Source organism: Methanococcoides burtonii DSM 6242, from assembly GCF_000013725.1.
Taxonomy (GTDB): domain Archaea; phylum Halobacteriota; class Methanosarcinia; order Methanosarcinales; family Methanosarcinaceae; genus Methanococcoides; species Methanococcoides burtonii.
The window spans coordinates 1,823,767-1,849,568 of sequence record NC_007955.1; the positions used below are offsets into that span (position 1 = coordinate 1,823,767).

A 25,802-nucleotide genomic window follows, 5' to 3' on the forward strand; every position below is an offset into this window, starting at 1 on the left:
TAAGTTCCATCATTTTAGTTCAGGCCATATTATGAAAGAGATTAAGGTTCAGGAAATCTTTTTGGAAGCAGGTTATCAGATAAGCCCTAAAGCTGTGGAAATGATCGCTTTGCATAGTGCACCAAATGACCTTATTTCCTATATACTCGAAAATGTGGATGAATCTCTTTTTGTTATTGAAGCTGAACATATTGATATAGAGAGTTTTGAAAAAGAATATCCTGATCTTCCAAAGGAATGTCTTGAGGAAGTTCCATGTTCCAATGATACTCCAACATCTTCGGTAGCTCCAGTTTCTTCAACTCGATCTCCTGCACGATCTTCAGTATCTTCAACACTTTCTCCAACATCATCTTCAGCCACTTTGCAGGATGAAAGATGTTTTAGTGATTCCAACGGACAGGTGAACAATATCAATATCATGTCTGACATTACAGATATGTCGACCTGTGTTGGTGAATATATGGAATTTGTTCAGTATTTTAGGAATCGTTACACTAAACTAAGTAATATTATACGTGGAAGGGTAACCGCCCGACCTATTGAAAGTCTTAATAAGAACCGAAAACACAGCAGTGGGGTAAGACGTGGAGGAGGTGGGGATTACAATGAGGCATCTATTATAGGTATGGTCTCTGAGATAAGGACCACTGCCAATGGTCATAAGATGCTACAGTTGGAAGATCCCACAGGTTCGTTTCCAGTGCTGGTGCATCAGGCAGAAAAGGACCTTTTCGAGGAAGCAAGCAAACTCGTTCTTGATGAGGTTATAGGTATAACCGGTTCAATGACCAATGATGGTAGTCTTCTGATCGCAAAAAAGTTGGTATTTCCAGACCTTCCCAATATTCCAAATAGGAGAGAAGGTACCTGGGGCAAAGCTATTTTTACATCAGATATCCATGTAGGCAGCTCTACTTTTCTTGAAGAAGAGTGGTGTAGCTTTCTTGATTTCCTTAACGGCAAGACCGATAATGAGCAGTTGAAAAAGATATCGGAGGAAATACGTTTTCTTGTGGTTGCAGGCGATCTTGTTGATGGTATTGGTATATTTCCGGGACAGGAACATGAGCTTGATATACTTGATGTTTATGATCAGTATAGAAAAGCTGCTGAGTACTTCGATTAGGTACCTGAACATATAAAGATAATTATTTCTCCCGGTAACCACGATGCAGTCAGGCAAGCAGAACCCCAGCCACGTTTTCCGGAACGTATCACTTCCCTTTTCTCTGATAGGATAACGTTTGTGGGAAATCCTGCACTTGTAGATCTTGATGGTGTTAAGGTGCTTATGTATCATGGACGCTCGATAGATGATCTGGTAGCATCTGTTCCGGGAGTTTCATACCAAGAACCTGAAAAAGCTATGGCGGAAATGGTAAAACGAAGACATCTTTCACCAATATATGGAAGCAGGGTTTCCATTGCACCGGAAAAACAGGATCATTTCGTCATTGACCCGGTGCCCGATATACTGCATTGTGGTCATGTACATACTATTGGTGTTGGAAACTACAAGAGTGTCCTTCTTATAAATTCAGGTACATGGCAGTCTCAGACAGAGTTCCAGAAAAGGGTCAATTTAATGCCTACCCCTGCAAAGGTTCCGGTGGTGGACCTATCTACTCTCAGGACGACACTCCTTCAGTTTTAATAATTTTATTACAATGTATGAGGAAAAATTTAAGCTATCTTTTGATTTCCGATTACTATATATACTGCAAAAAGGAAGTATGCATCAAATGTCTTTAAAAGATAAGGAAGATCTAATGATCCTTCCTGAAATAACTGATTTTGAAACTTTGCTAAAAAAGCAAAAGTACAGTCTTGCAGGCACTCATTCGGCTGTTAAGACATGTCTTTGGCTTAGCCGTTCAATAAAAGATCAAGGCGAATGTTATAAGTCAAAGTTCTATGGCATAACCTCTCATTGTTGTTTACAAATGACTCCAACACTGAGATGCAATCAGCGTTGTTTACATTGCTGGAGGCCTACTGAGGTCGAAGTATCTCTTCCAAATAATTGGGATTCTCCAGTGGAAATCGTGGGGTCATCAATTAAGGCTCAGCGAAAACTGATCACAGGTTTTGGACATTCAGCACCAAGAGAGCGCTGGATAGAAGCCAATGAACCAAAACATGTCGCTATCTCTCTTTCAGGCGAACCTACATTGTATCCGTATCTTCCTGAACTTGTAGAAGAGTATGAAAGCCAGGGCTTTAGTACTTTTGTTGTAAGTAATGGTACTGTTCCTGAAATGATGGAAAAGATAGAGCCTTCACAGCTTTATATGAGCCTGGATGCGCCTGACAAAGAGACGTATGAAAAGGTTTGTTTACCGAAATCTCCTGCACTGTGGGATAAGATCAACAGGTCCCTTGAGATCCTTGGAACGAAAAATAACAGAAAAGCTATTCGCATAACATTGATCAAAGGTTTGAACATGTTCGATACAGCAGGTTATGGGCGACTTATCGAAAAGGCGGACCCAGATTACATTGAGGTCAAGGCGTATATGCACCTAGGTTATTCCAGAGGCCGCCTTCCGCGCGAAGCCATGCCTGCACACGATGAAGTTCTTGAGTTTGCAAAAGAACTTGCTGGTCACATTGGATACAGTGTTGCAGATGATGTAGAAGTTAGTCGTATTGTCCTTCTGTCAAAAGACGGAAAAGTTTCAGACCTTGAGTAAAATTCAGACAAAGGTCATGTGATCAGTCATAACCTATATTTATGTCCTTGTTTACATAGGTACACCTTATAGCTAATAGCATCAATGTTCAATGCAGAACATAATCATCAGGTTGCAAGATGCAACTATAATCCCAATTGATCCTAATTATGGAGTATTCCTACAATGGCTGACCAATCTTCACATCAGAAATACGAGTTTAAAAAGAAACTGGAATCGTTAAGAGGAAAAAAAGGTCGTGGTACCGAACTTATTTCTCTGTACATACCTCCTGATAAACAGATCTCAGATGTTGTATCACAGCTTAGGAACGAACATAGCCAGGCCTCCAATATCAAATCCAAGCTTACCAAGACCAATGTGCAGGGAGCCATCGATTCTATTATGTCAAGGCTCAGGTATGGTACAGTTCCGGAAAATGGGATTGTATATTTTACTGGTGCGGTAGATGTTGGTGCGAACAAGACCAATATGGAGACCACTATTGTTGAGCCACCACAACCCATTATCACTTACAGATATCACTGCGATTCGTCTTTTTTCCTTACCCCATTGGAAGATATGCTAAAGGAAGCAAAGACCTATGGTCTGCTTGTATTGGACAGGCGTGAAGCTACGGTTGGTCTTCTCACGGGTAAACAGATAGAAGCATTCCGTAATCTTACTTCCACTGTACCCGGGAAACAGAGAAAGGGTGGTCAGAGTGCTCACAGGTTCCAGCAATTGCGACTTATTGCCATACATGATTTCTACAAACGTATCGGAGATGCTGCAAGTGAGGTCTTCCTTGCAGTAGAGCAGAAAGATTTCGAAGGAGTGCTTATAGGTGGTCCGTCACCCACAAAAGAAGAGTTCGAAGCAGGTAATTTCTTCCACCACGAGATCGAGAAGAAGGTCCTTGATCTTTTCGATGTTGCATACACCGATGAATCCGGTCTTTCCGAACTCGTGAATGCTGCGAGCGAGAGACTTGAAGACCTTGATCTCATGGTCGAGAAGAAGCTGATGCAACAGTTCTTCAGGGAATTGGTATCGGATTCCGGCAAAGCGACCTATGGTGAGGACAATGTCCGTGAGAACCTCATAATAGGTGCTGTGGATATATTATTGATATCCGAGGACCTCAGAGCTGTAAGGGAAACTGTCAAGTGTACTTCCTGTGATTATGAGCAGAAGACAAGTCGCGAATTCAAGCCCGGGGACAGCAGTTCTCCTACTGGCAACTGCCCTAAATGTGGTTCTTACCTTGAGATCACTGAAAAGGTGGATGTCGTTGATCAACTGTCTGAGATATGTGACCAAATGGGTACAAGGGTGGAGTTCATATCCACTGATTTCGAGGAAGGTTCACAACTATTGAAAGCTTTTGGCGGCGTTGTAGCGATATTGCGTTTCAACACAGGTATCTAAAGTTAATTTAAAGGTGATCATTTTGTTTTTAGATTTTATAGATCAGGTTACAAGTATACTGAACGACGCTGTCAGTTCAGCAGGGTTTGAAGCAGACGATATGGAGCTTGGTCCTTCACAGCACGCAGACCTGTCTTCAAGAATAGCATTCAGGTTAGCTTCTGTTGCAAAGCAGAGCCCGAAGGATGTTGCTGAGAAGATAGCAGGCGAAATTGTGATACCTAAAGGCTCTTTCGTAGAGAAAGTTGAGGCATTGGGTCCCTATTTGAATATCTGGGCAGGCCGTAATTTCATTGAGGGCACAGTTCTGGCCATAAGGGAGCAAAAAGAAGCCTTTGGAGGTAATTTCTCTGAGGGCAGGATATTGCTCGAGCACACTTCAGCCAATCCCAACGGTCCGCTGCATGTGGGTCACATAAGGAATTCCATAATCGGTGATACCCTCGGGCGTATTCTCAAACGTGCAGGATATGATGTGGAACTTCACTATTACGTTAATGATATGGGTCGCCAGATAGCGATAGTTTCCTGGGCCCTTGGTTATTTCGAGTTTGATGAGAGCTCCAAGCCTGACCATGCCATTGCAGATGTTTACATAAAAGCAAACGCAGAACTCAATGCTCATCCTGAAAAGGTCGCTGAGATTGACAAGCTCATGCAGCTTGTTGAAAAAGGGGATGCAGCTACCATCGAAACTTTCGATAAGGCGGTCGATCTCGCAGTTTCCGGCATCAAGGAAACGCTCAAGAAGATGAATGTGGCACATGACGAGTTCCCGAAAGAATCCAGTTTCATCAGGTCCGGCGATGTTTCAAGGATAATTGAAGAGATAAAGGCCACAGGTCGCACAGAGATAGACAACGGTGCACTTGTTGTGAACCTTCAGGACTATGGATTTAAAAAGACACTGGTTATACAGCGTACGGACGGCACATCCCTTTACACCACACGTGACCTTGCATACCATGAATGGAAAGGTGAACGTGCGGACAGGATCATCGATGTGTTCGGAGCAGACCACAAATTGATATCCGGTCAGCTCAAGGCTACGCTTAATGCGATAGGCAAGAAAGAGCCTGAATTCGTTATATTTGAATTCGTATCCCTTCCGGAAGGTTCAATGAGCACAAGAAGTGGTAAGTTCATCAGTGCTGATGACCTGCTGGACCAGATAAAGACACAGGCGTATGAAGAAGTGGACAAGCGTCGCCCGGATATGCCTGATGATTTCAAGGCAACGGTAGCGGAAATAGTGGGAATTGGGGCTGTCAGATATGATATTGTAAAAGTGTCACCTGAAAAATCCACAGTGTTCGACTGGAAAGAAGCCCTTGATTTTGAAAAACAGGGTGGACCATTTATTCAGTACTCACATGCACGCGCATGTAGCATTCTACAGAAAGCTAAGGATGAAGGTCTCTGGAGTTCGGAAGAACCTATCAACACTACTCTTCTTGTGGAAGATTCTGAAGTTTCTCTTATTAAGAAAATGGCAATGTTCGACAACATGCTCGATCAATGTGCAAAAGAGCTCAGACCTCACACGTTTGCTATCTATGCAAGAGAACTTGCTGATGCGTTCAACCAGTTCTACCGCTTTGTATCTGTCTTGAATGCAGAGGATGAACAATTACGTTCAAGCCGTATTGCTCTGGTGGATTGTGCAAGAATGGTTCTTGCCAATACCCTGGACACTCTTGGACTGGGTGCGCCTGAATCCATGTAAGTTCGAATAAGTGTCATTTCACATAAATAAGGAGAATGGAATATGGAATTATATTTGTACATTCTCCTGTATCTTTTTCTAGTCAATATCTATTCTTTCTGGCTGATGTACTCTGACAAAAAAAAAGCTATTAAAAACAAATACAGGATACCGGAAAAGACCCTTTTCACCTGGGCATTGCTGGGCGGAAGCATAGGTTCCATAATGGGAATGCAGAAGTTCAGGCACAAGACCAGACATCAGACATTCAGGGTCGGGATGCCACTGATATTTATCGTGGAAGGCTATCTCTTCTTTGAATATATTCTGCCTGTACTGCTTTGAGGTCTTTGGATCCTGTGATCCCTATTTTTTGTAAGAGTCCTGTTGTTAACCCATTCATTATTGATGAATTACGGAATGATGTGTTGGTTCATATCACTCCTCAGATATGTGATCTAATTTATTCCTGGATATAGTATCTCAATTTGTATGGTAATCGATGTCGGCGTCACAAAAATTTTGTAATTCTTATAATTGGTCCTGGAGACCGTCAACATAGCCATAATGAATAATGCAGCATGCAGATCTGGAAAACAATGATAACATTGGAAGAGACCGAACAACAGCTCTATTTTCAGCATCAAAATACGGTGGTATCAGGGATGTGAGACGTTTCATCTCATTGTCACACATCAGTTATATCATTTGTTTCACACTTACTATTTATTGTTAAAGTGAGATGATGCAATTGATGATGTTCTGGCTAAGATTGAAAATGTCAACAGGAATTTTCATTCTCTCGAGTTTAGTTGCAGTTAACACGCTGCTGGTAGTACAGATTGCGGATGATACAATTCAAGGTAATGTCCATCCCCTGTTCCTGTACCACAAACAAGGCTTGCATACTGCTTATAGTCGAGCAGCAGGGACACGATCAAAGGCAAATATTCCCTCGTAAAACAGTCAAAAAAAGCTCAAAAATAGAAGATGATCAAATGTTCAAGAAACAAATTAAACTAACACTAATGTTTATTGCATTGGTTTGCCTGTCTTTTCAACCGGTTTCTGCAAGTGGCAGTCTAAAACAGGTGAATGTAACCGAAGTATCTGATTTGAACCAGATCGCAGGCAAAGACATCATAAGTCTTGTGGAAACGAATCGCCTTGATATCAGCAATATCAACAACAAACCTGTTTTTAATGTCATCTGGAACCCTGACGGCAGTCAAATGCTAATTGATGCATCTCTTTTCCTCCTTCCAAAAGGAGGAGGGGATTTTAATAGTAGTCTGATATCAGCACTTTATATAGCAAATGCAAACGGCTCTGACGTTAAGCGTGTTGCATGGGGAGAATCAAGTTACAGCGGAAGTAAGAGTGTCACAGCACCTGTATGGAGCCACTCAGGTGCTTATTTTGCATATATGGAATTATCAAAAGAAAGAATGTACAGAGTAACATCTTCTCAACTTATCATCATGTCAAGTGACATGCAGTTAACTCAACAAGTAGAACTTGATCCCGAAATGATAGAACTAGAAAGCGATCCATCGAATTTTAAATATTCGCCTACTGAAGATAAAATAGCTGCACTAATGCCTGGAAACCTCATCATTTATGATTTGGAAGAAAATACGAATCTTGTCTTTAACCTGCCTGATGATACCGCAGATGTCGAAAATATGGAGTGGTCTCCGGATGGGGAAAAAATTGTCTTTATACAAAATATCTGTAATATTATTATTGTTGATATTGAAAAAAGAGAACTCAACCAGATATATTCTGCAGAACATGTTGGAATGTATGATGCACAATGGAGCCCGGATAGTAATAAACTAATTTTCTATGAAATAAGTGGTTCGGAAGAAGATGGAACTCTCAATTACGACATATATGCAATAAATGATAGTGGGGGAAACCCTGAAAAAATAGCTGTATTTGATTCAGGTTCCTCAAGAGTTATACAATGGTATCCGGACAGTGAAAAGCTTCTGGTTAAAAAGAGGTCAGATGATGATACATATGCATTATACTCACTCTCAATAATCGGAAAAATGGGAAAACTGATTGAAGGTAATCATGGTCTTGATGGGATGGTGGGTCCGAATGGTTATATTTTAGCGACCGATCTCAATCCTAGCTACAGGGTCCCGCCTTACATAAAAACGTCGAATCTGTTCCTGTTTAACGAATTGGATAAACTGACGATCGAGAATGTGACCTACCACACATGGAAAGGTACAGATCTGCTATTTGTCAAGGATAATGAGATCTCAGTACTGAACACCAGTACACATGATATTCAGGATATACCATTGCCGGTAAAGAATTATGACAGGATTAATGTGGCTCCATCTGGACGTTTTATTGCTGTGGATAATAATATTTTTGGATTCTATGAACAGGGTCATTCCATAAACATAACTGCTGGAAATGATATGAAAGACAATTCGGGAGGAAATACTACAGAAGAAACTTCGAATTATAAGGATTTACTGCAATTATTGCAGTTATGGGAGTACTAATTGCATTTGCCGGTACAAATCGGGAAAAATAATGGATGGAGCAATTATGGAACCCTCTATTCATATTACTTTTTTGGTTAATTATTGGTTCAGGATTTTGTATGATAGTAAAATTCGTAAAACACATATCAAACCTATAAATTCTTTATTGGAAATAAGGGCTGTAGTAGTTTCTATTTCGTATGTTCTTAATCTTTGTTTGTTGTTTTGGTCGACGCAAACATAATCCAGACAATGAAAAACTAAAAAGTAAGGATAAATGCCAATTGGCATTTCCTCAATACAAAGGATTCTCAACCTTTCCCATGAAAAGGATACATCCCGTTCTCTTGTCTTCGATGAAGAACATGAATGGATGATCTACCTTGAATTCCATTACCTCTCCGGGTAGTGGTAAACAGCTGTCGACAGCTTCGATGGCCGTTGCCGCTGTTGCCTCAGTACCTTCTTCCTGGACATCGATAAATGCCTGGTGAACCACATCGTGTAGCCATAAAGCATAATCTTCCGGCACCTTCTGGATATCAAAAATACCTGAGAAATCTGCGTTGCCCGTAAAAGCTTCCACAAGTCCCATAGTTTTCAGTGTATCTGATAATTTAGCTTTCGTATCAAACTTGAATTTGGGCAACCAGATTCTTACCTCATTTCCAGATTCCATAGAAGACTTGAGGTTGTTATAATCGGAAAGTCTAAATCTGCTTTCAAAATTTTCAATGTTATTTTCTTCAGGAAGAACAATGTACATACATAGATCATCACCCTTGTAAGGCAGTTCAACGATTTTTGCATCTTTGTTTTCACCGTAACTAAAATACTGCTTTGTATACATCATATCTATGGGAGTTCCTTCTTCGTTTGAAGATGAATTGTAGAAAAGTTCCTTTTGGGTCTCTTCTACGTCAAATTCATTAAGCCATTTTCCTTTAAAGTAAATCGCATTTGTAATGATCATGGCTGTGTCGGAGGTTACCATGTCATCCGGGACCAGGTCCTTGATTTTTTCGTTGGTCTTTGTTGCAACCCACTCATTGATAATATCCCTGGACCTTTCTGGTTCATTTCTAAAATCAACGTTTGTTACTTTTCCATCATAATAGATTTTTGAGTTACCCACAAACCTTTCATTTAATGGATAATTTTCCCGTACCCAGAGAGCATTTGCAGTTTTCAGGTCGTTGTTGTCATCATCTGAATTTATTATATTCATCATCTCTTTCGAACTCTTTTCAAGCACAGGCTTGCTTAGAGGATAGTAGAACACATAGGCTATCTCTTCTTGTGTGGTACTTTCAGCGCCATTATAACAAATAGCCATTGCAGTAAATATGCTGTATGGCGAAAAGACAATATTGCCATCTGTGGCCAGATTGTTATACATATCAAAGGAAAAGGCGTTGTTTGCAGTGGCAATATCATAATCACCAGGCGAATATGCATACATCATAGAACTTTTATCTACAGTTTCTGATTCTACGTTTATCGAAGGGGAGCTTATGTTTCCAATTTCTAATTCTGTGGAAGTTGGGTCTAATTCACTATCTGAGTTTGTGCCGGTGCCTATGCATCCAATACATGAAAAAAGGAGAACACAGATCACCACTGTGCAAATAATATTTTTTACATTCATACTATATGCTTGAAGTGACAATATTTAAATTTTATGGCCATATCTTCGAACTGATTCCGGATGCTGCTGATCACACCAATGTAATGTGGTGATTCTCAATCAGTTCGAAGATATGGCCATATAATTTATATGCAATGAATTCAAAGAATCTTGCAGGGTTCAACTGAACCTTTCAAGCAACGGTTGAACCCCGGAATTGCCCAAAGGCAGGGCTAAGTTTGTAATTTACAGTATATAAACGTAGCTTTGCTTCTTGGATTTAATACAAGAGGTGAAATAATGCGAAATTTAAAAATTGGATACTCAATAATATTCGCAGCAATATTATTGATAAGTCTGGCACTGATACCTGTATCAGCTACAGTCAATGACAGTAAAGTGGAAAATGACCCTTCGTATATGCCGGAATTTGAAGAATGGGTAAAACCCATGGATCTTTCGGAATACAACGGGCATAAACCTCAGCTAAAACAAGAACCTCTGTCCCCGGAGGAACTTGAAAAAACAAATCCTTTCATAATTGCATTGAATGAATCTGAAAAAAAAGAACTCAATAGTATTCCTAAAGAAACTACACTCCAGAAAGCAAATTTCGAATCCGGCGGGCAGATTTCAATAAATATACCTGCAACGTCAACAGAACTGTCTGAAAGTGAAGGCAAAACGAGATCAGATCCTGATGTCAAAATCACGGGAATAACTTATCAGTGGTATTGGGTACAGGATACAGTATTCAATAATTACGTTACCATCCATAATTACGGCACTTCAACTGCAAGCGGAAAAGTTCTCTTCTGGTCAGCAGAAAGATGGTTACGGTTATTACAAAGCATTCAGTAATCTGGCTCCAGATTCCAACACGACAGTAACTGTTCCCTTCAAGCCAACAAGTACGCAGAGTTCCATAGGTATAAAACCTATTGCTCTTGAAGTGCGGGTTGATCCTGACGATACATCTACTCATTTTGTATGGATGCCGTATGATGGAATTGAAAAATACAACAATGATGCAAATCATCTACCTGATCCTGATAATGGAGTGAACCTGAATACAAGTGACATTTATCATTTCCCATTCAATGAAGGCTACAATATCATATTTGAAGCTGCAGTTGCGGGTGATAACAGCACGACTCCATATGAAACTGCAAACCAAATTACAGATTATGTTTATAAAGTGATGCATTATGATGATGAGGCATTCCTAGATAGAAGTTATACTGCCTCTGATCTATGGATAATTAACCACACAAATGCTAGTGGGTACTATATTGGTGTTTGTGATGAATATGCCACTCTCTCTAATGCATTTAATAGAGCACTGGGAATACCTTCAAAGCAGTATTACCTGAATATGACCAATAGTTCAGGGAACAGAAGTGCACATGAAATGGCAGAAATTTGGGATGGACAGGAGTGGATTCATTCTGATCCAACATGGAATTCTTTTGATAATCCAGATATTTATGTTTCACGGAATTGTTCAAATATGTATTTCTGGAACATGAAGAATGCAGATGACAGTCTTGATGCCGGTGATCCTATGGGAGATGGGTTGCTGCACTTCTGGCTTGATTTCGAAAGGGAATATCTAGGGATGCTGGACAAATACAACTAACATGATGATTTCAAGATGGGTAAATACAGATTATATTTTCTGTGTTTATTCATATTTTTCAGAATGATTATCAGGGGTGAGTACATGAAAAAAATAAAACCAATTGTAATATCCATTCTCATAATAGGAGCAGTTATGCCTGCATTTGCCGAAGAGCTTCATCCTCGTCCCGGAGATGGTAATTCGATAGAAAACTATCTTATGCCACATATCTTGAGTCTGGAAGAAAATCAAGAAATCATGGATTTCATAAACAAATATGGGATCAGTGATTATGAAATTGCATATATCAACGATAGTAATCAATTTCTATATATAATTCCAAAAGAAAATCATTCAAAAAAATTAGTTGTTCTTGAGAAAACTGGAGGAATCGACCAAAAATGGAAAAGAGAGATCGTATGGGTCCGTCAGATAGGGATGAATGAGACGATTTCCTTTGAACCCCCCGGTCCACTGGATGATTTTTTCGCCGCTTATCCTGAGGCTGAAAAGAATGACACGATTATTTCCTTTATCAACTCCTATGATCCGAGGAAATGGAAAGAAATGTCCACAGACCTGAACCGGACTTCTTCACTGGTCTACCTGGTAGCCGACAGGGATGTTTTCAGGGAACTTATGTTCATGGAACAAAAAGGCAATATCAGCTGGGTGAAGACATTCAATGAGTTGCAGGTAGCCGTGGATAAGGAGCAGGCGCTCTGGATAGCTGCAAAGGAAATGAATTCGTCGGTATCTCCAGTGGATGTTCATATCGTTTTCCGGGATTCACAGCCTTTCTGGGTTGTGACCTACATAACGGGCCCTGCTGCCACTACATTTTATATCGATACCGGTGACGGTGAAGTCCACTATTACCTGATGGATGCAGGAGTTAATGGATCCGGGGAACCTTCGTATAACGTCCCCGGTTTTGGCGGAATGCTTACTTTAGTTGCATTTGCAGCGTCTTTGAGGATGACCAGGAAGACGGGTGGGAAATGATTCCGGATGCAGATCACCTCAATGAAATGCAAGGATTCCGGTCAGTTCGATGATTTGCATAGAAAACTTATATAGAATAGCTGTATAGGATTTTACGGAGTTCAACTGAACCTACCAAGCAACGGTTGAACCCCGGAATTGCCCAAAGGCATGGTAATGTTGGCTTTGAGGACACTTAAAGCTTGCTTGGTTGTGCCTCTTGGGACAAAACAAGAGGTGAAATAAATGAAAGCAAATATGAAATCTGGAATAGGTACGCTGCTAACAGCAATGCTGCTGGTGAGCATGGCGTTTGCACCGGCTGTGAGTGCAGTAGAAGATACTCAAAATGGAGATATTGGTATTGAGAGTACTCAGTATGTTGACATCACAGCTCAAAAAGTGAAACTATATGTTGCTCCTGACGCGGGAGACAACACCGGTGAAATATACGCAGAATATACCACAGACGATCCGGGAGATTTCGATGTAAAGACGGGAGTAATAAGTGTCCTTAAAGACACTGAAGAATCCTTTACCGTTTCTCCATATGAGTGGACAAATCTACGATATGCTGCAGACAGTCTCCATGTACTTGTATGGGACGACGACACACTTTCAGGTGACGATAAGTTGTTTGATGCATATAAGACTGTCTCCAGTGGAGTTTACGTTTGGAGCAATTCCAACGTAAAGCTGACAACGTATGTGAATGTCCACTGGTAAAAAACATAAAGTTCTGACGCAGTTTCTTAATTTCTCAATTCGGTGCCTCCTTTGAGGCACATTTTCAATTTTTGAAGTGATTCAAATGAGCAAAGAAGAGAATTCATCTGGTCTATTAAAAATCGAATTCATTATAGCTGCGATTGTTTTATTCTCCTTTTTATTTTGGGGCCTCACATCATCTGCGTTTATGGAAAATGATGATAGCCAAAATCTTTCAAAAAACTCAAATTTTATTGCAATAGGAGACGATCCAACACTGGATCTACCCTGGGAAGATAGTTTCTCTCATGCAGTTAAAGTTGCAAAAAAAAGGAACAATTTAATTTTAATTCACATGCATCTGCAGGATAAAAATGTAGATTATGAGGGTAAATACAATGTGATAGGTGAAAATGATAGCGAATTTATGATGGATGTGTATTACAGATTATTTGTCATGGGTAATGATACTATTAAGTCAACTTTAAAAAATCAATTCGTTTTGTATAGAATGCCATATCCTTCAGAGCATGAATTTAATGGTACAAAATTGAAGGAACCAGCATTATTGTTACTCTATGATCCTGTTTCCAAGAAAATTTTAAAACAGGAATCTATAAATTACAGTACATTTGCCCCTGATTACATGGGCACATCAACAAAAAAAGCTGAAATGGAAGACATTGAGAATAAAACATTAAGATTTTCAAAATGGCTTGAATTAGAATGAGTGTGGTTGACAATGGTTGAATTTTTTAATATCAAAAAATATAGTGAATTATTCCTTACAGCTTTCCTCATATGCATATTGACAACAACTAGTTTAACTGTAGGAGAAGCGTATTCTGAGGATACTTCGTCCCCTGATTTTACTGTGAACACTTCAAACTTAGAACAGATCACTCAAAAAATTGTAAGCCATGGTCCTCGTATAACAGTATATTCCTCGCTGTCTTCTGAAATGGAACATGAAGAAGGCAAACTGGCTACAGAGCAATCTGTAGAGTACATAAAGAATACAATGGAAATGTACGGTCTGGAAACTTCATTGGAAGAAATTCGTGATGAGCCATTTAGTATCAATAATATCATTGGAGTAAAACGTGGTACGAATCTGGAGAATCAGATAATCATAGTCTGCTCTCATTATGACACTGCAAGAACAAGCCCAGGAGCTGATGATGCCGCTCTTGGTGTGGCCGCAACCCTGGAGATAGCAAGACTTCTTCAGGACTATGAACTCAACAGGACAGTATACTTCATGGTTTTCCCGGAACATAGCCAGCCAATAGGAGCCGATATGTGGATAGAGATGCACCCGGATTTAAAAAATAATATAACCGGACTTATCTGCCTTGATCAAATCGGATATGGCAATAACCTGCAAATTTCATACATTCCACAAACTTCATGGCTTGCAGATATTGTCCAGCTTTCAGCCAATGAATCGAACATATCTGTTAGCAAACATATGGGTCTCATTGCTTTCAGCGATCATACACCATTTATTCAAAATAACATTCCAGCAGTAGAGTTAATCGAATCTGAGTTTACACCATTCCATCACAAACCTGGAGACACCATAGAAACGATCAATTTCTCTCTGGCAGAGAATGCAACTGAAATTGCAGTAGAAAGCGTTTATCATTTGGCCACTCCAGAAGATATTGAACCGCCTTTAGTGGATATTTCATCTCCCAATAATCTGGCTGTTCATGGCAATAACATCATCCCTCTCATGTACAACATCTCCGAGAATGATACTCATGTGCAGGTTTTGTTGGATGGTCAAAATCTTGGAGAGATCAGTTCTGGAGAGTGGCTGATTTTTAGCCTTGCCCAGCATGATATAAAAGTATGGGCAATTGATGAATATGGAAACAGAGGGGAAGCGACAGCTTCTTTTGAGGTGATCGACTATCCAGAAATCTTGAAAGGCGGTTCAGATACTGGTTCCAAAACCTATGGTCTTGGATTTTTTGCAATCTTGTTGATAATTCTGGTTGTTGTTCTGCGATCTAAAAGGAATAAATGAAAAAGGTGGTACTGGGTGCGCCTTTTTAATTGGCTGATGCTATTGCCATATCAAATCAATGTCTCCCGTTAGCGATTCCCAGTCAGTTCGAAGGTTTGCATAGAAAACTTATATAGAAGTGATATATAGGATTTTACAGGGTTCAACTGAACCTACCAAACAACGGTTGAACCCCGAAATTGCCCAAAAGCATGATAATGTTGGCTTTGAGGATACTTAAAGCTTGCTTGGTTGTGCCTCTGGAGTAAAGAAATGAGGTAAACAAGATGAAAAGCAATATGAAATTTGGAATAGGTACGTTGCTTGCGGCAATGTTGCTGGTGAGCATGGCGTTTGTGCCGGCTGTGAGTGCAGAACCCGTAAATATGAAATCTTTTGAGATGACAGATGTTGAAAGAAGTATCAATTCAAGTGATCAGGTGTTTATGGCAAAAATGAGCAAAACAATAACTCCTGATACTCCAGGATTATCCGAAAAAGATTTCGAAGATTATGTAGAAAAAATGAAACAAAAATACGGAGAAGCAGGTGTATTTGGAATAGAGCCAGAAATCAGTGTGAAAGTTTCAAATCCAGATAATATGGAGAATATACATTATATCAATTCGTGGACTGAGTATTTAGAAGTAAAAGATTCCAATGGGATTGTAATGGCAAGTTCTGATAATCTGGTTGCTCTCTATAAACTAGATAAAACTGACGAGCTAGGTAGAGAACATTACTATTACTGGCACTGGAGTTCAGCACAAAATCGAGAAAACACAGAGCCTTTAGGTGATGACTCAAATCTCCGGAATTTTTGGAACAAAGTAAAGCTTGATAACTCAAATTATGATCTGCTGGTTTACTCTCCTGATGCTGACATTATAGGTGATGAGGATATTGTAACAGTTAGTCTTGGTGCTGTATATCAGGGAGTAAGTTGTGCAATATCCGGTGATTTTATACTCCATCAAGACAAAGTAAGGCCCAAACCCGGGGAGTGCCAAGTAGGAAGTGCTGGTAAATATACAGTAGAGTGGATCGGAAACTATGAAGGTTCTCAGTCAGTAAACGGAGCTTGTGAAGAGAGAAGACCATATGGTGCAGGATACGACTTTGTGTGGGACACTTACCTATCCGCTTCTCAATTTTAAGTTTTGAAATGGGGTGATTTTGAATAGTCTCAAAACTATTCCATTATCCCCCATTTTCAGTTTTTGGTTGTTTGAACATAGTTCATTGAAGTCAAAGAAAATGGAAGATAAAAATGATAAACAAAAATGATGTACTCAAACGGAAAACAACATCCTTCATTTCAGCCCTTGTTTGTGCATCTCTTGGCATGCTTTTTGTTAATTTCGGTGCGAATGAAATGGGGGTTTCATCACAGCATTGGTGGATTCCACTTTTTCATGTTGAACCCATTTATTATATGAGCATAGGTATTGGGGGCGTATTTATTGTAACTGCAATCTTTTTCGTTAGAGAATGTTTTAGAAGTGAATAAAATAAAAACAAATATGAAATTTGGATTAAGCGTGCTGCTTGTGGCAATGTTGCTGGTGAGCATGGCGTTTGTGCCGGCCGTGAGTGCTCAATCAAATAAAAATGTGGAAATAAAGTTATTTATATCACTCTCCGGAAATATTTAATTACTTTTTGGTTGATCCGGATGATAACGTGGATCCTTTCGAAAAGCGTTTTATAAAAAAGAAGTTGATTACTCCATAATGAAGATACGGATCGAAACTCCCAAATTCAGTTTTTTCAAGTATCAGAAAGTAGATGATGAATACAAAAGAGTCCTTTTTTCCCCGATACCTACGATATTCAACTATGGTTTCATTGAGGAAACTATGGGAGATGATGGGATGGAAGAGGACGCCATCGTACTCGGACCCCGGCTTCCTCAGGGCACCCTGGTAAAACTGACCAATGCCGGTGGTGTGGTCAGGTTTGTTGATGACTCAGTTCAGGATGATAAAAAAGTGTTCTATCTAGGGGACAGGTATTCTGAAAAACTGTTCGGATTATATTTCAGGATGTATGCACTTTTCAAAAGGTTCCGTTATATGGTCCATGAAAGAAGACTTGCAGAATGCAGGTTCGAAGGCATTGAACTGTTCGAGGAAAAGTGAGAACCGGTCAGTGTAAACTAAACTGATAACTGTAAATTAAATAGTGTTCTGCAAAAAAGAGATCAGGAAAAGGTAAACCTTTAGAACAGACTGAAGTAGTAAGGTTTCTGGTGATAATTGATGTTGTTTTCCTCATTGTACATGGGGTTATTTTCAACCATGTATTATACATCCAGTATATACATATCTCTGGATCGTCGACTCTCGAATCTTTGAGTTTATCTTTTATATGTTATCCATGCATTTTTTATCCATGGCTCAAATCTCAAAAGCAAAACAAGAAATAATCTTTGAATTGATGCTTGAGGGAAAAACCACCTATCGGATTGCCAAAGATTTAAAAATAAGTTGGGCGACTGCAAATAAGTATGTTCAGATATACCAACCTCTGCTAAATGAAGTTGAACAAAAGGTTAATAATGAAATCTCAAATTTCGTAGAGGATAAACAGAATCGTTTGAGCCGATTTCTGAGTTCTATAATTCACAGATAATACCAGGTCTGAATATTAAACCCTTCCATTCAATAGTTAGTATTTTGGTATCTCAATTGAGATACTAAAAAATACAAGTCGCTTGTTTGCATGGGGTAAATTCAATTGAGCTATGAAAACGCTATGTATAGACTAAACTCGCATATCTCAATTGGAAACAAAATACATCTCAATTGCAATTGAGATATCAAAAACAGATGCAAGGGCTAAAACTTGTATGTCTCAATAGGGTAAAAACAAGTACGGTTTTTTACGTTTTTAGCTATTTTCCGGTTTTTTGACTGGAAATAAGGGAATTATTGGAAATTATCACGGTTTGAAGGATATGCCTTGAAGCCAAAAAACTTAGTATTGGCCAGAATTCCAACAGGTTAGATCTGCAAGGATCTTGAATATCTAGAGCTGAAACCAGACACTTTGAGGGATATCCCTGCAGCTTTATTCACACTCGCAGCCGGCCAGAGTTTGATATCCGGATACTCAAGGACCTGAAAGTCTCCGGAATGCCAATAGGGCAGATCTCCCGGGCGGTATTGTATCAGAGCTGTAGCCAGGCATTACGTGGAAGGCCTCAGGGAACCTGTTGTATTTGCCTTTCTGGTACTTCCAGAGATATCCATCACCAGAGATGCAGGCAGAAACTATGAGGAAGGCTTCAGGGAATTTGTTGTATTGGCCTTCCTTGTTATCCATGGGATGCTATCACGTGGGCTGCAGCAGTCGTGCCATCATTGGCCTGCAACCAAAAATTATGGGAGCTATCTATACAACTCTATCCAACCTACAGAACCTAAGGGTTTGAGATATGGATTACCAAGGATTTAGTATCTTCAAAGGGGTGGGGTGTGGCTAGAAGTTTACAGTCCTTCAACATTGCGATTATGTCATTTTCTTCTAAGGATGTCCTTCTTAAACCAGTTCCATAAATCGACCCATGATTTCCCTGGCAAGACTAGTAACGGGAAAAATAGTGTACAAAAGATAATTGAAATTCCAATGTATAATTGAATTCCTTCAAGGCTGATAACTCTCCACAGACTGATTAATGCAACAATAGCTACTTCAGTACAGTAAATAAGGAGTGGGATTGTTTCGGGAGGAGCTTTCTCAAAAACGATCCTCCACCTTTTTTGATTTTCAAGATGTGCTTCTGATTCATTAAGATCTATTTTAGATTGCCTAAAAGCCAGAAGCTGATCCTGTTTATCTTGAGATAATTTTAAAAAAGCGTCTTCTCTCATAGTTCTTTGTCTCTTTTGCCTCTGCTTGCTTAATGAAGTGCTTTATTGCTCAAGGCTGTTCCATCCTGCAGCTGCCTTTGGTCTTAACCTTATCATTCTGTCTGCAAATCAAAAGCCTTAAGGGATTCGACGGCGCTAAAACCGGTTGTTTTTTTGAACGCCATTCGGTGAATAAAGTTGCTCATCGAATCTGATGGATCGAGCATTTCAAAATTTAGTCCTTCGAGTGTTTTTCGTGGAATTGCTACACTGAGAATGGGCTTTTCTTCCATATAACCGGTCTGACTGTTCAAAAGATTCCCCATACAATTAACTATCACCATTTCGATGGGAAGCAATGCAAAAACCTCTCTCGCAACTCGCAATACACAACTACAAATGTAATCTTGATATAACTCGTAATACTTGCCTTTAGGCATCTGTTTTACTGAAAGCTTCCCACTTTTCAATTGACTCTTAATTTCTGAAGGAACAACATCTTCACCGTTCACGTGTAGAGTTGCTTCAAGTAAGGAATTACTCATAGCTTTAAACTCGAGAGATGAGCCAAGTTCGCTAATATCATTGAAGGGGTCTGTCTGTTTGATTGCATCTAAGTAGGCTTCGGTATCACCCGAAAGTATCCTATCGGAAAGTTCACGGATTGTAGCCCAGTCTGCATATTCTTGTTCGTACACTTGCAGACTCTCTCGATATTCCTTCTCATCTGCTTGTCTTGCCTCTTCAACATTCTGAGTTAATGTGTCACGCTTAGACTCTACACGCTTCAGTATCTTGTCGAAAAATCCTGACCTAAACTTATCCAGTTTTGTTTGTGCTAATTCTTCATTTTTATGAGATTTTGTCGGCTTGATGGGTGGTTCAGAAGATTGAATTATTCTCCAATCCCACAAATCACCACATTCCTTGTGAACAGAAAGCAATAGGTCAATATAATTTTCATATACGTTGACTTCATAGGCTGCCCGCTCTATTTCTTGCATTTTCTCAAGCTGTTTCTGCTGCCTTTCGAGTTCACGCTGTCGCCGTTGTGCTTCACGTTCATACTTACGATGGGCTGCATTTATTGAGCGTAGAGTTCCTTTCCACCCCATTATAACCTCCTCCTTAGATCTCTTTTTGAAATCATGGAATTTTCCCGATAGACCACAGTAAATAGAGCCCCATGAGCACTGCTCCCATACCTATGCCTTCTAACATAGCCCAAAGTTTTGCAGAGGCTATTTTTTCTTTATATTCCTTTTCAGGCATCGATACCATGCCGTCTTTTATTTCCATCGTGCTGTGCCCCCTCCAATCAAGCCTTTTTGCATTTTCTCGCCGCAGCTTTTCCAAAGAATCTTCTTTAATAGTGTCTTATGCTTCAATTTAATTATCTTATGCTCAAAGGTAGTTGAGCTTAAAGAATGTCGATGGTCTGAAGATTCTTGACCTTATTGCTAAAAGGTATGCCTTCCTGTTTGAGATGCTCCTTTATCGTGGTCTCAACGATCTTTACAAGGTCCTCCTTTTCCACATTCGTAACTGCTGAGAGGAACTTCAGGGTGCATTCTTTACTTTTTGTTTCAAAGAACTCTATATTGGGTATACTTTCGGAAGATGTGATACTGGCTTTCATGAGGGTTTCGGGGTATTCCAGTGCCATCTTGATGTGACCTACAAAATCCGGATTGAGCTTTTTGATCTGTTTGCCTATGGAAGTTAGAACATCGATGGCATATTTTTCCGCTTTTTCGGCTTCCAGTTCGCAGTCCTTGATGGTGAGTTCGCCGGAATAGGAGCTCACTTCGGAGGCTTCAATGGAATTGATATTCTCCCTTGCGTCTCTTTCCTTGCTCTGACCGGCCAGCAGGTCTATGAGTCTCTGGAACTTTTCATCGGCTTCCTTTGCAGAGAATTCGATAACTTCTGCCTCGGGATTGAGCCCTTCCAGGAAATTCCTTACCTCTGCAACCTTTTCTTTCTCTGCTATATCGACCTTGTTGATACAGAGGATATCAGCATCCTCGATCTGTGTCTGAATGAACTTGGGTGTCTGCTTTATCTCCGTATTGAACCTTGTTCCATCCACAATGTTGACGATAGGTGCAAAGCTTAAGTTCTCGATCTTCATCAGTGCAATATCATCCTTGATCTGTCTTGGGAAAGCGATTCCGGTAGGTTCGATGATAATGACATCCGGATGGAATTCATCGGAAAGGTTGCTCAAAGTGTATTCCATGCTTATCTTGAGCGTACAGCAGATACACCCGCTTGTGAGTTCTTCCGTAACGATACCGGTACTTGAAAGGGTATCACCGTCAAGGCCTATCTCGCCTATCTCGTTCACTATTATTGCTATCTTGTGTCCTGTATCGCTAAGATGTTTTCCAAGCTTCAACAGAGTAGTGGTTTTGCCGCTTCCGAGAAAGCCGCCTATTATCATTATTTTCAATTATTTCACCAGCGGAAGAATGATATTTTTAAAAGATAATTGTTTAAGATCAAGACTGGGTTTTAACTTGTGATTCTTACCTTATAAATCTTGCAGATATCTGGCAGGACAGGGGATATTTTCCAGATTCTCATTTCGCTACTATTATAAATGATACTTACAGTAGAGTAGCTATGACAGACCTGATCTTTGATGATATTGGAAGTTTTCCGTTACCGGAAGATGTAACGAAAGAGTGGATGGCAAACGCCTTTTCAAAAAGGGATAGTGATGAGCAGCTTTTCAATATCATAGGATCAGCATTCAAACAGAAATTGGACGCAGGTGTGCAGGTCGCAACATATCCGCAGTTTCAGGACATGAACGAACAGTTTCTGTCCATAATTAAGGACCCGAAGTGTGTGGAAGAGCCTTTCAAGGTCAAAGAGGACAGTGCGCGCATCCTCGAGCTTGATATTTTGGAGAAGACTGCCGCACAATACAAAGAGGAGACAGGCAACAAACCGGATGTCCGTGTTTGTGTAACAGGTCCTCTTGAACTTTACCTCAAGGATTTCGGGGGAACTCAATACACCGACATCCTGGATACGCTCGCAGTCAGCATTGATCGTTTTATCAGTAAGGCCATCAAGTCTGCAAAGAACTTCACCATAAGAACGATCTCCATCGATGAGCCAAGTATAGGTATCAATCCACAGGTAATGTTCGAAGATGCTGAACTGGTGAAAGCTTTGAGCCTTTCTACCGCCTATGCAGGCAAACAGGATGTAGATGTGGAGATCCATTTACATTCACCATTGCATTACAAGATCGCATGTGACACTCCGAACATCAATGTAATAGGTGTGGAATCAGCAGCGAATCCTTCCTATCTTGACCTTATAGACAAAAAAGTGCTTGAAGACACGGATTCTTTCCTTCGTGTAGGTATCGCAAGGACCGATATTTTCAATCTTGTTTCTGTTCTGAACGAGAAATACAATACAAATGTCTGGAAAGACACCCAGTATCTGCCTGAGATCGTAACAAAAATGGAGACTCCTGAGATCATTGCAAAAAGGCTTGAGGATGCCTATTCCATATTTGGGGACCGCATAAAATATGTTGGTCCGGACTGTGGAGTTGGCTCATGGCCGACACAGGAGATCGCCTGTCAGTTGCTGAACAATGTCGAAGAAGGTATCAGTATTTTTCAGAACAAGCATTTGTCCTAAACGAAAAAAGATGCAGGAGCATAACAGTTACCTGCAAATTTTTTGATTAACTCTTGGTCTCTTCATCGAAGGCAGTGCATTGATAATTTTTATATATTTGATCAAGTTATCTCAACGAGTGAAACATTAATGCAATCAAATAGCAACGTATTAATATAATTAAATACTAATTTAGATGTTAATCACAATTTGGGTTATAATAATTTATTAATAGTTGGGGTTTATTAATGAGAATACCATCTGGAATTGAAGGGTTGGACGACATAATTCAGGGCGGACTAGTTGCGGATCGTGTCTATCTTTTGAGTGGTCCTCCTGGCGGTGGAAAAACTACTTTTGGTATGCAATTCCTTTCACAAGGAGCAACTTTTGGAGAAGTCGGTCTTTATGTAACACTTCTTGAAAGCCCGCAGAATGTCATTAACGACATGTCTAATTATGCAATGAACGTGGCAACTTTAATAAAAATGAAAAAGCTGCTTTTTGCTGACCTTGGTCCAAGAATGGAATATGGTTACATTGACGATCTTCATGAGGTCATCAACTCGGACTATGAAGTTGGCTATTCATCAGTTGAAGGGGAAGCACCATCACCTGCTATGGTCTTCAAGGAAATTGCAGCATATGTTTCAGAGTACAATGTAAAAAGACTTGTAATAGATTCAATGTCGGCCATACGCTTTAGTACAAAAGATCACTCCTTGGAAGAAAAGGAAATGGGCCGCTTTATCAGGAATCTTAAGAACCTTGGGTGTACAACGATCATTCTTTCTGAAATGACGGATCCGAATTCCTATTCTACTGAACAGTTTGCAGCACATGGCGTATTATTCCTTCATAATTTCCTTTATGGAAAGAAAATGACCCGGGCAGTGCAGGTCATTAAGATGCGTGGTACAAAACATCATTGTGATATGATGGAAGTTGAATTCACTGATAAGGGTCTGGCAATAAAGTCTGTCCTTGTGTAAAGAGTGCTGAAAATGGACCTTTTAAAGAATCGAAAAGACAAACTTACACTTGCTGAACTCAAGAAAGCGGAGCTTGAAGATAAATCTTATAATCTTGGATTAGAGGTAGGCTATAATAAACATTCAGAGATCGGCTGGGTCAATGAGAGCCTGGTAAAGCTCAAAACCCTTTCAAAAAACCTTGGTCTTGGAGATGTTATCTCTGCTCAATATCATTATGGTAAACAGAAAGGAGCTATTGCCAGAGAGAAAGGGCTTAAGATAGATGCTTTTCAGAAGGCAGAACGGAATGAAGGAACTTCTGTAATAATAGATCTGATACCCGGACCAGAAAAAGAGATTGATACAGGATTTCGAGATAATTCTTCAAACGATGAATTATTTGCCCCCGTTGATCGCCCAAAATTCCTTAGTACTCCTGAATGTACTTCCTTGACAAAAGCTATTGATCGCCCTACGAATATGGATGGTTTCAAACCATTGAGGCCGAAAAAATAAAAATAAAAGATGACAAACTATGGTCCATCTTTCAGAACTCATAGCTCCCTGTGGCATGAACTGTGGTACATGCATTGCTTTTTTTGGTTATACAATGAGTGGGAGCAAAAGAAAAAAAAGATGTCAAGGGTGCAGAGCAGAAAACAAAAGTTGTGCTTTTCTAAAAAAGAGATGTAATAATTAGATAAGAACGAAATAAATTATTGTTATGAATGCGAGTCTTTTCCTTGTGCCCCCCTCATAATACTTGATGAGGATTACCGTAAACGGTACAATATCAGTCTGATAGACAATCTCATCTCCATCAAAGAAAAGGGTATGAACTCCTTTTTAAGATCACAGGAGAACGAATGGAAATGTCCGGAATGTGGTGAAATTATATGCTGTCATAAATATGTATGTTTCAACTGCGGTTTCAAGAAGCCAAAGAACTGAAATTTAGAATTAGAATTAATGGAAAGAACAGTGTTAAAAAAAATGTGGTTTTAGGCCATGTAGCCATATCCCACAAATCTCTGTTTTTCATCCAGATTACAGATTATGAATCTGTCAGATCCATTGTAAGCCAGTAATTTTGATCCTGAGAGAGTAAGCATACATTCAGCTTCTGTTGTAGTCCTCTTAACTTCTTCTCCGTTGACGAGGATCTTTTCCACTCGCATTGGTGCTGACTGCAAACCTACGAAGATATGAGGAACATCTTCTATTGCAAAACCTTTTGAGAAGGGTGTGAAATGACATTTGAGTGTAAGGTCCTCTGTAACTTCTTCCTTTTGTGAGAGCACAAAACCTCTTTCAACATCCTTTGATTGCACGTTCTTGAGTGCAAGTCCAACTCTTGCACCCGCTGGTGCAGTTTTTGCATCTACATCATGCAGCTGAATGGAACGGATCTCTATCTGCTTATCAGTTGGGAAAGCTATCAGTTTATCTTTTGCATTGATGATTCCCTGATCCACGACACCTAAAACAACACATCCGATACCGGTAACATTGAATGTCTGATCGACAACCACACGTGGGGGAAGTTCGTTCAATTCTTCGAGCTCTTTATCGACAACCTCGCCAAGATCGAATATCATTTCCTTGAGCTCTTCCATTCCCTCAAAAGATGTTGTGGAAACAGAAATATATTCCCAGTTCTCAAGAGCTGTTCCTGTTGTTAATTTCGTTATCTTTTCCTTCAGCTCTTCAATGGCAAAAGGATAGCTGGTATCTGATTTTGTCAGAACGATGATACCGTGCTTATAGCCCAGAAGGTCAAGTGCAATGATACACTCTCCTGAATAAAGATCAAGTCCTTCAGGAGGTATGCACAGAACTGCAATATCTGAAAGGTTTAAACCAGCCATCATCGGCTTGATAGCTGTAGGATACCCTGTTGCATCGATAGTTGTCAGAACTTTACCGCTCTTGGCAAAATCATACATTGTAAAATCTGCTACGGTTCCTTTCTTCCCTAATTTTGCAGCAAGGGTGGTCTTTCCGCTTTTTTCGCTTCCGATGATAATTATTTTTGTCATATATGATCACAC

At 39.9% G+C, this 25,802-nt stretch carries 27 protein-coding genes; 20 read left to right on the plus strand and 7 right to left on the minus strand.

Annotated features, from left to right (window positions below; genetic code table 11):
* The first annotated feature begins 31 nt into the window (after positions 1-31).
* The 7 genes from MBUR_RS08945 to MBUR_RS08970 all read left to right on the plus strand — a co-directional run bounded on the left by MBUR_RS08945 (position 32) and on the right by MBUR_RS08970 (position 8,339).
* Entirely contained in the window at positions 32-1,129 is a 1,098-nt protein-coding gene (locus MBUR_RS08945) for an OB-fold nucleic acid binding domain-containing protein (RefSeq protein WP_332244202.1), read from the plus strand.
* Positions 1,130-1,147: 18 nt separating this feature from the next.
* Positions 1,148-1,657 (plus strand): metallophosphoesterase family protein, encoded by a 510-nt coding sequence (locus MBUR_RS14635; protein ID WP_332244256.1) that lies wholly within the window; start codon positions 1,148-1,150, stop codon positions 1,655-1,657.
* A gap of 88 nt (positions 1,658-1,745) precedes the next feature.
* Entirely contained in the window at positions 1,746-2,696 is a 951-nt protein-coding gene (twy1, locus tag MBUR_RS08950; RefSeq protein WP_011499770.1) for a 4-demethylwyosine synthase TYW1, read from the plus strand.
* Positions 2,697-2,861: 165 nt separating this feature from the next.
* Entirely contained in the window at positions 2,862-4,106 is a 1,245-nt protein-coding gene (gene prf1 / locus MBUR_RS08955; RefSeq protein WP_011499771.1) for a peptide chain release factor aRF-1, read from the plus strand.
* 22 nt (positions 4,107-4,128) lie between these two features.
* Complete coding sequence (gene argS, locus MBUR_RS08960; RefSeq protein ID WP_011499772.1) at positions 4,129-5,832, plus strand: arginine--tRNA ligase; 1,704 nt, start codon at positions 4,129-4,131, stop codon at positions 5,830-5,832.
* A gap of 42 nt (positions 5,833-5,874) precedes the next feature.
* Positions 5,875-6,156 (plus strand): DUF1294 domain-containing protein, encoded by a 282-nt coding sequence (locus MBUR_RS08965; protein WP_011499773.1) that lies wholly within the window; start codon positions 5,875-5,877, stop codon positions 6,154-6,156.
* Positions 6,157-6,659: 503 nt separating this feature from the next.
* Positions 6,660-8,339, plus strand: coding sequence for a hypothetical protein (locus tag MBUR_RS08970; protein WP_011499774.1), 1,680 nt, complete (start codon positions 6,660-6,662; stop codon positions 8,337-8,339).
* A gap of 277 nt (positions 8,340-8,616) precedes the next feature.
* On the opposite strand, the gene MBUR_RS08975 is transcribed toward MBUR_RS08970, so the two are convergent.
* Positions 8,617-9,969: a serpin family protein gene (locus MBUR_RS08975; RefSeq protein WP_011499775.1), complete on the minus strand. Its 1,353-nt coding sequence runs from the start codon at positions 9,967-9,969 to the stop codon at positions 8,617-8,619.
* 246 nt (positions 9,970-10,215) lie between these two features.
* On the opposite strand from MBUR_RS08975, the gene MBUR_RS08980 reads away from it, so the two are divergent.
* The 10 genes from MBUR_RS08980 (at position 10,216) to MBUR_RS09025 (ending at position 17,909) form a co-directional block, all read left to right on the plus strand.
* Positions 10,216-10,809, plus strand: coding sequence for a hypothetical protein (locus MBUR_RS08980; RefSeq protein WP_157196695.1), 594 nt, complete (start codon positions 10,216-10,218; stop codon positions 10,807-10,809).
* Positions 10,810-10,900: 91 nt separating this feature from the next.
* Positions 10,901-11,587 carry a transglutaminase-like domain-containing protein gene (locus MBUR_RS08985; protein WP_157196696.1) on the plus strand — a complete coding sequence of 229 codons (687 nt, stop codon included), beginning with the start codon at positions 10,901-10,903 and terminating at the stop codon, positions 11,585-11,587.
* Positions 11,588-11,671: 84 nt separating this feature from the next.
* The gene (locus MBUR_RS08990; RefSeq protein WP_011499778.1) at positions 11,672-12,574 is read left to right on the plus strand and encodes a hypothetical protein; all 903 of its coding nucleotides are present in this window, start codon (positions 11,672-11,674) and stop codon (positions 12,572-12,574) included.
* 225 nt (positions 12,575-12,799) lie between these two features.
* Positions 12,800-13,279, plus strand: a complete 480-nt coding sequence (locus MBUR_RS08995; protein ID WP_011499779.1) for a hypothetical protein — start codon at positions 12,800-12,802, stop codon at positions 13,277-13,279.
* Positions 13,280-13,364: 85 nt separating this feature from the next.
* Entirely contained in the window at positions 13,365-13,991 is a 627-nt protein-coding gene (locus MBUR_RS09000; RefSeq protein WP_011499780.1) for a hypothetical protein, read from the plus strand.
* A 12-nt stretch (positions 13,992-14,003) separates the two neighbouring features.
* Positions 14,004-15,296 (plus strand): M28 family metallopeptidase, encoded by a 1,293-nt coding sequence (locus MBUR_RS09005; RefSeq protein WP_011499781.1) that lies wholly within the window; start codon positions 14,004-14,006, stop codon positions 15,294-15,296.
* Positions 15,297-15,562: 266 nt separating this feature from the next.
* Positions 15,563-16,432, plus strand: coding sequence for a hypothetical protein (locus MBUR_RS09010; protein ID WP_011499782.1), 870 nt, complete (start codon positions 15,563-15,565; stop codon positions 16,430-16,432).
* A gap of 113 nt (positions 16,433-16,545) precedes the next feature.
* Complete coding sequence (locus MBUR_RS09015) at positions 16,546-16,785, plus strand: hypothetical protein (RefSeq protein ID WP_011499783.1); 240 nt, start codon at positions 16,546-16,548, stop codon at positions 16,783-16,785.
* A 223-nt stretch (positions 16,786-17,008) separates the two neighbouring features.
* Positions 17,009-17,416, plus strand: a complete 408-nt coding sequence (locus MBUR_RS09020; protein ID WP_011499784.1) for an inorganic diphosphatase — start codon at positions 17,009-17,011, stop codon at positions 17,414-17,416.
* Positions 17,417-17,669: 253 nt separating this feature from the next.
* Entirely contained in the window at positions 17,670-17,909 is a 240-nt protein-coding gene (locus MBUR_RS09025; protein WP_048063344.1) for a hypothetical protein, read from the plus strand.
* Between the two features lie 480 nt (positions 17,910-18,389).
* Here MBUR_RS09025 and MBUR_RS13890 read toward each other — a convergent pair whose 3' ends face one another.
* The 5 genes from MBUR_RS13890 to MBUR_RS09045 all read right to left on the minus strand — a co-directional run bounded on the left by MBUR_RS13890 (position 18,390) and on the right by MBUR_RS09045 (position 21,575).
* A complete protein-coding gene (locus tag MBUR_RS13890; protein WP_157196697.1) occupies positions 18,390-18,602 on the minus strand; it encodes a hypothetical protein in 213 nt (70 codons plus the stop codon).
* A gap of 191 nt (positions 18,603-18,793) precedes the next feature.
* Positions 18,794-19,150, minus strand: coding sequence for a hypothetical protein (locus MBUR_RS09035; protein WP_048063346.1), 357 nt, complete (start codon positions 19,148-19,150; stop codon positions 18,794-18,796).
* A 92-nt stretch (positions 19,151-19,242) separates the two neighbouring features.
* Entirely contained in the window at positions 19,243-20,244 is a 1,002-nt protein-coding gene (locus tag MBUR_RS09040; protein WP_011499785.1) for a hypothetical protein, read from the minus strand.
* 31 nt (positions 20,245-20,275) lie between these two features.
* Complete coding sequence (locus MBUR_RS13895) at positions 20,276-20,428, minus strand: hypothetical protein (RefSeq protein ID WP_157196698.1); 153 nt, start codon at positions 20,426-20,428, stop codon at positions 20,276-20,278.
* Between the two features lie 121 nt (positions 20,429-20,549).
* Positions 20,550-21,575 (minus strand): CobW family GTP-binding protein, encoded by a 1,026-nt coding sequence (locus MBUR_RS09045; protein WP_232222135.1) that lies wholly within the window; start codon positions 21,573-21,575, stop codon positions 20,550-20,552.
* Between the two features lie 182 nt (positions 21,576-21,757).
* On the opposite strand from MBUR_RS09045, the gene MBUR_RS09050 reads away from it, so the two are divergent.
* From MBUR_RS09050 to MBUR_RS09060, 3 genes are all read left to right on the plus strand, one after another.
* Complete coding sequence (locus tag MBUR_RS09050; protein ID WP_011499787.1) at positions 21,758-22,798, plus strand: methionine synthase; 1,041 nt, start codon at positions 21,758-21,760, stop codon at positions 22,796-22,798.
* A gap of 227 nt (positions 22,799-23,025) precedes the next feature.
* The gene (locus MBUR_RS09055) at positions 23,026-23,769 is read left to right on the plus strand and encodes an RAD55 family ATPase (protein ID WP_011499788.1); all 744 of its coding nucleotides are present in this window, start codon (positions 23,026-23,028) and stop codon (positions 23,767-23,769) included.
* A gap of 12 nt (positions 23,770-23,781) precedes the next feature.
* Entirely contained in the window at positions 23,782-24,267 is a 486-nt protein-coding gene (locus MBUR_RS09060; RefSeq protein WP_011499789.1) for a hypothetical protein, read from the plus strand.
* A gap of 485 nt (positions 24,268-24,752) precedes the next feature.
* Here the strand turns inward: MBUR_RS09060 and MBUR_RS09065 are convergent, their stop codons facing one another.
* Positions 24,753-25,790: an EF-Tu/IF-2/RF-3 family GTPase gene (locus tag MBUR_RS09065; RefSeq protein ID WP_011499790.1), complete on the minus strand. Its 1,038-nt coding sequence runs from the start codon at positions 25,788-25,790 to the stop codon at positions 24,753-24,755.
* Positions 25,791-25,802 lie beyond the last annotated feature (12 nt).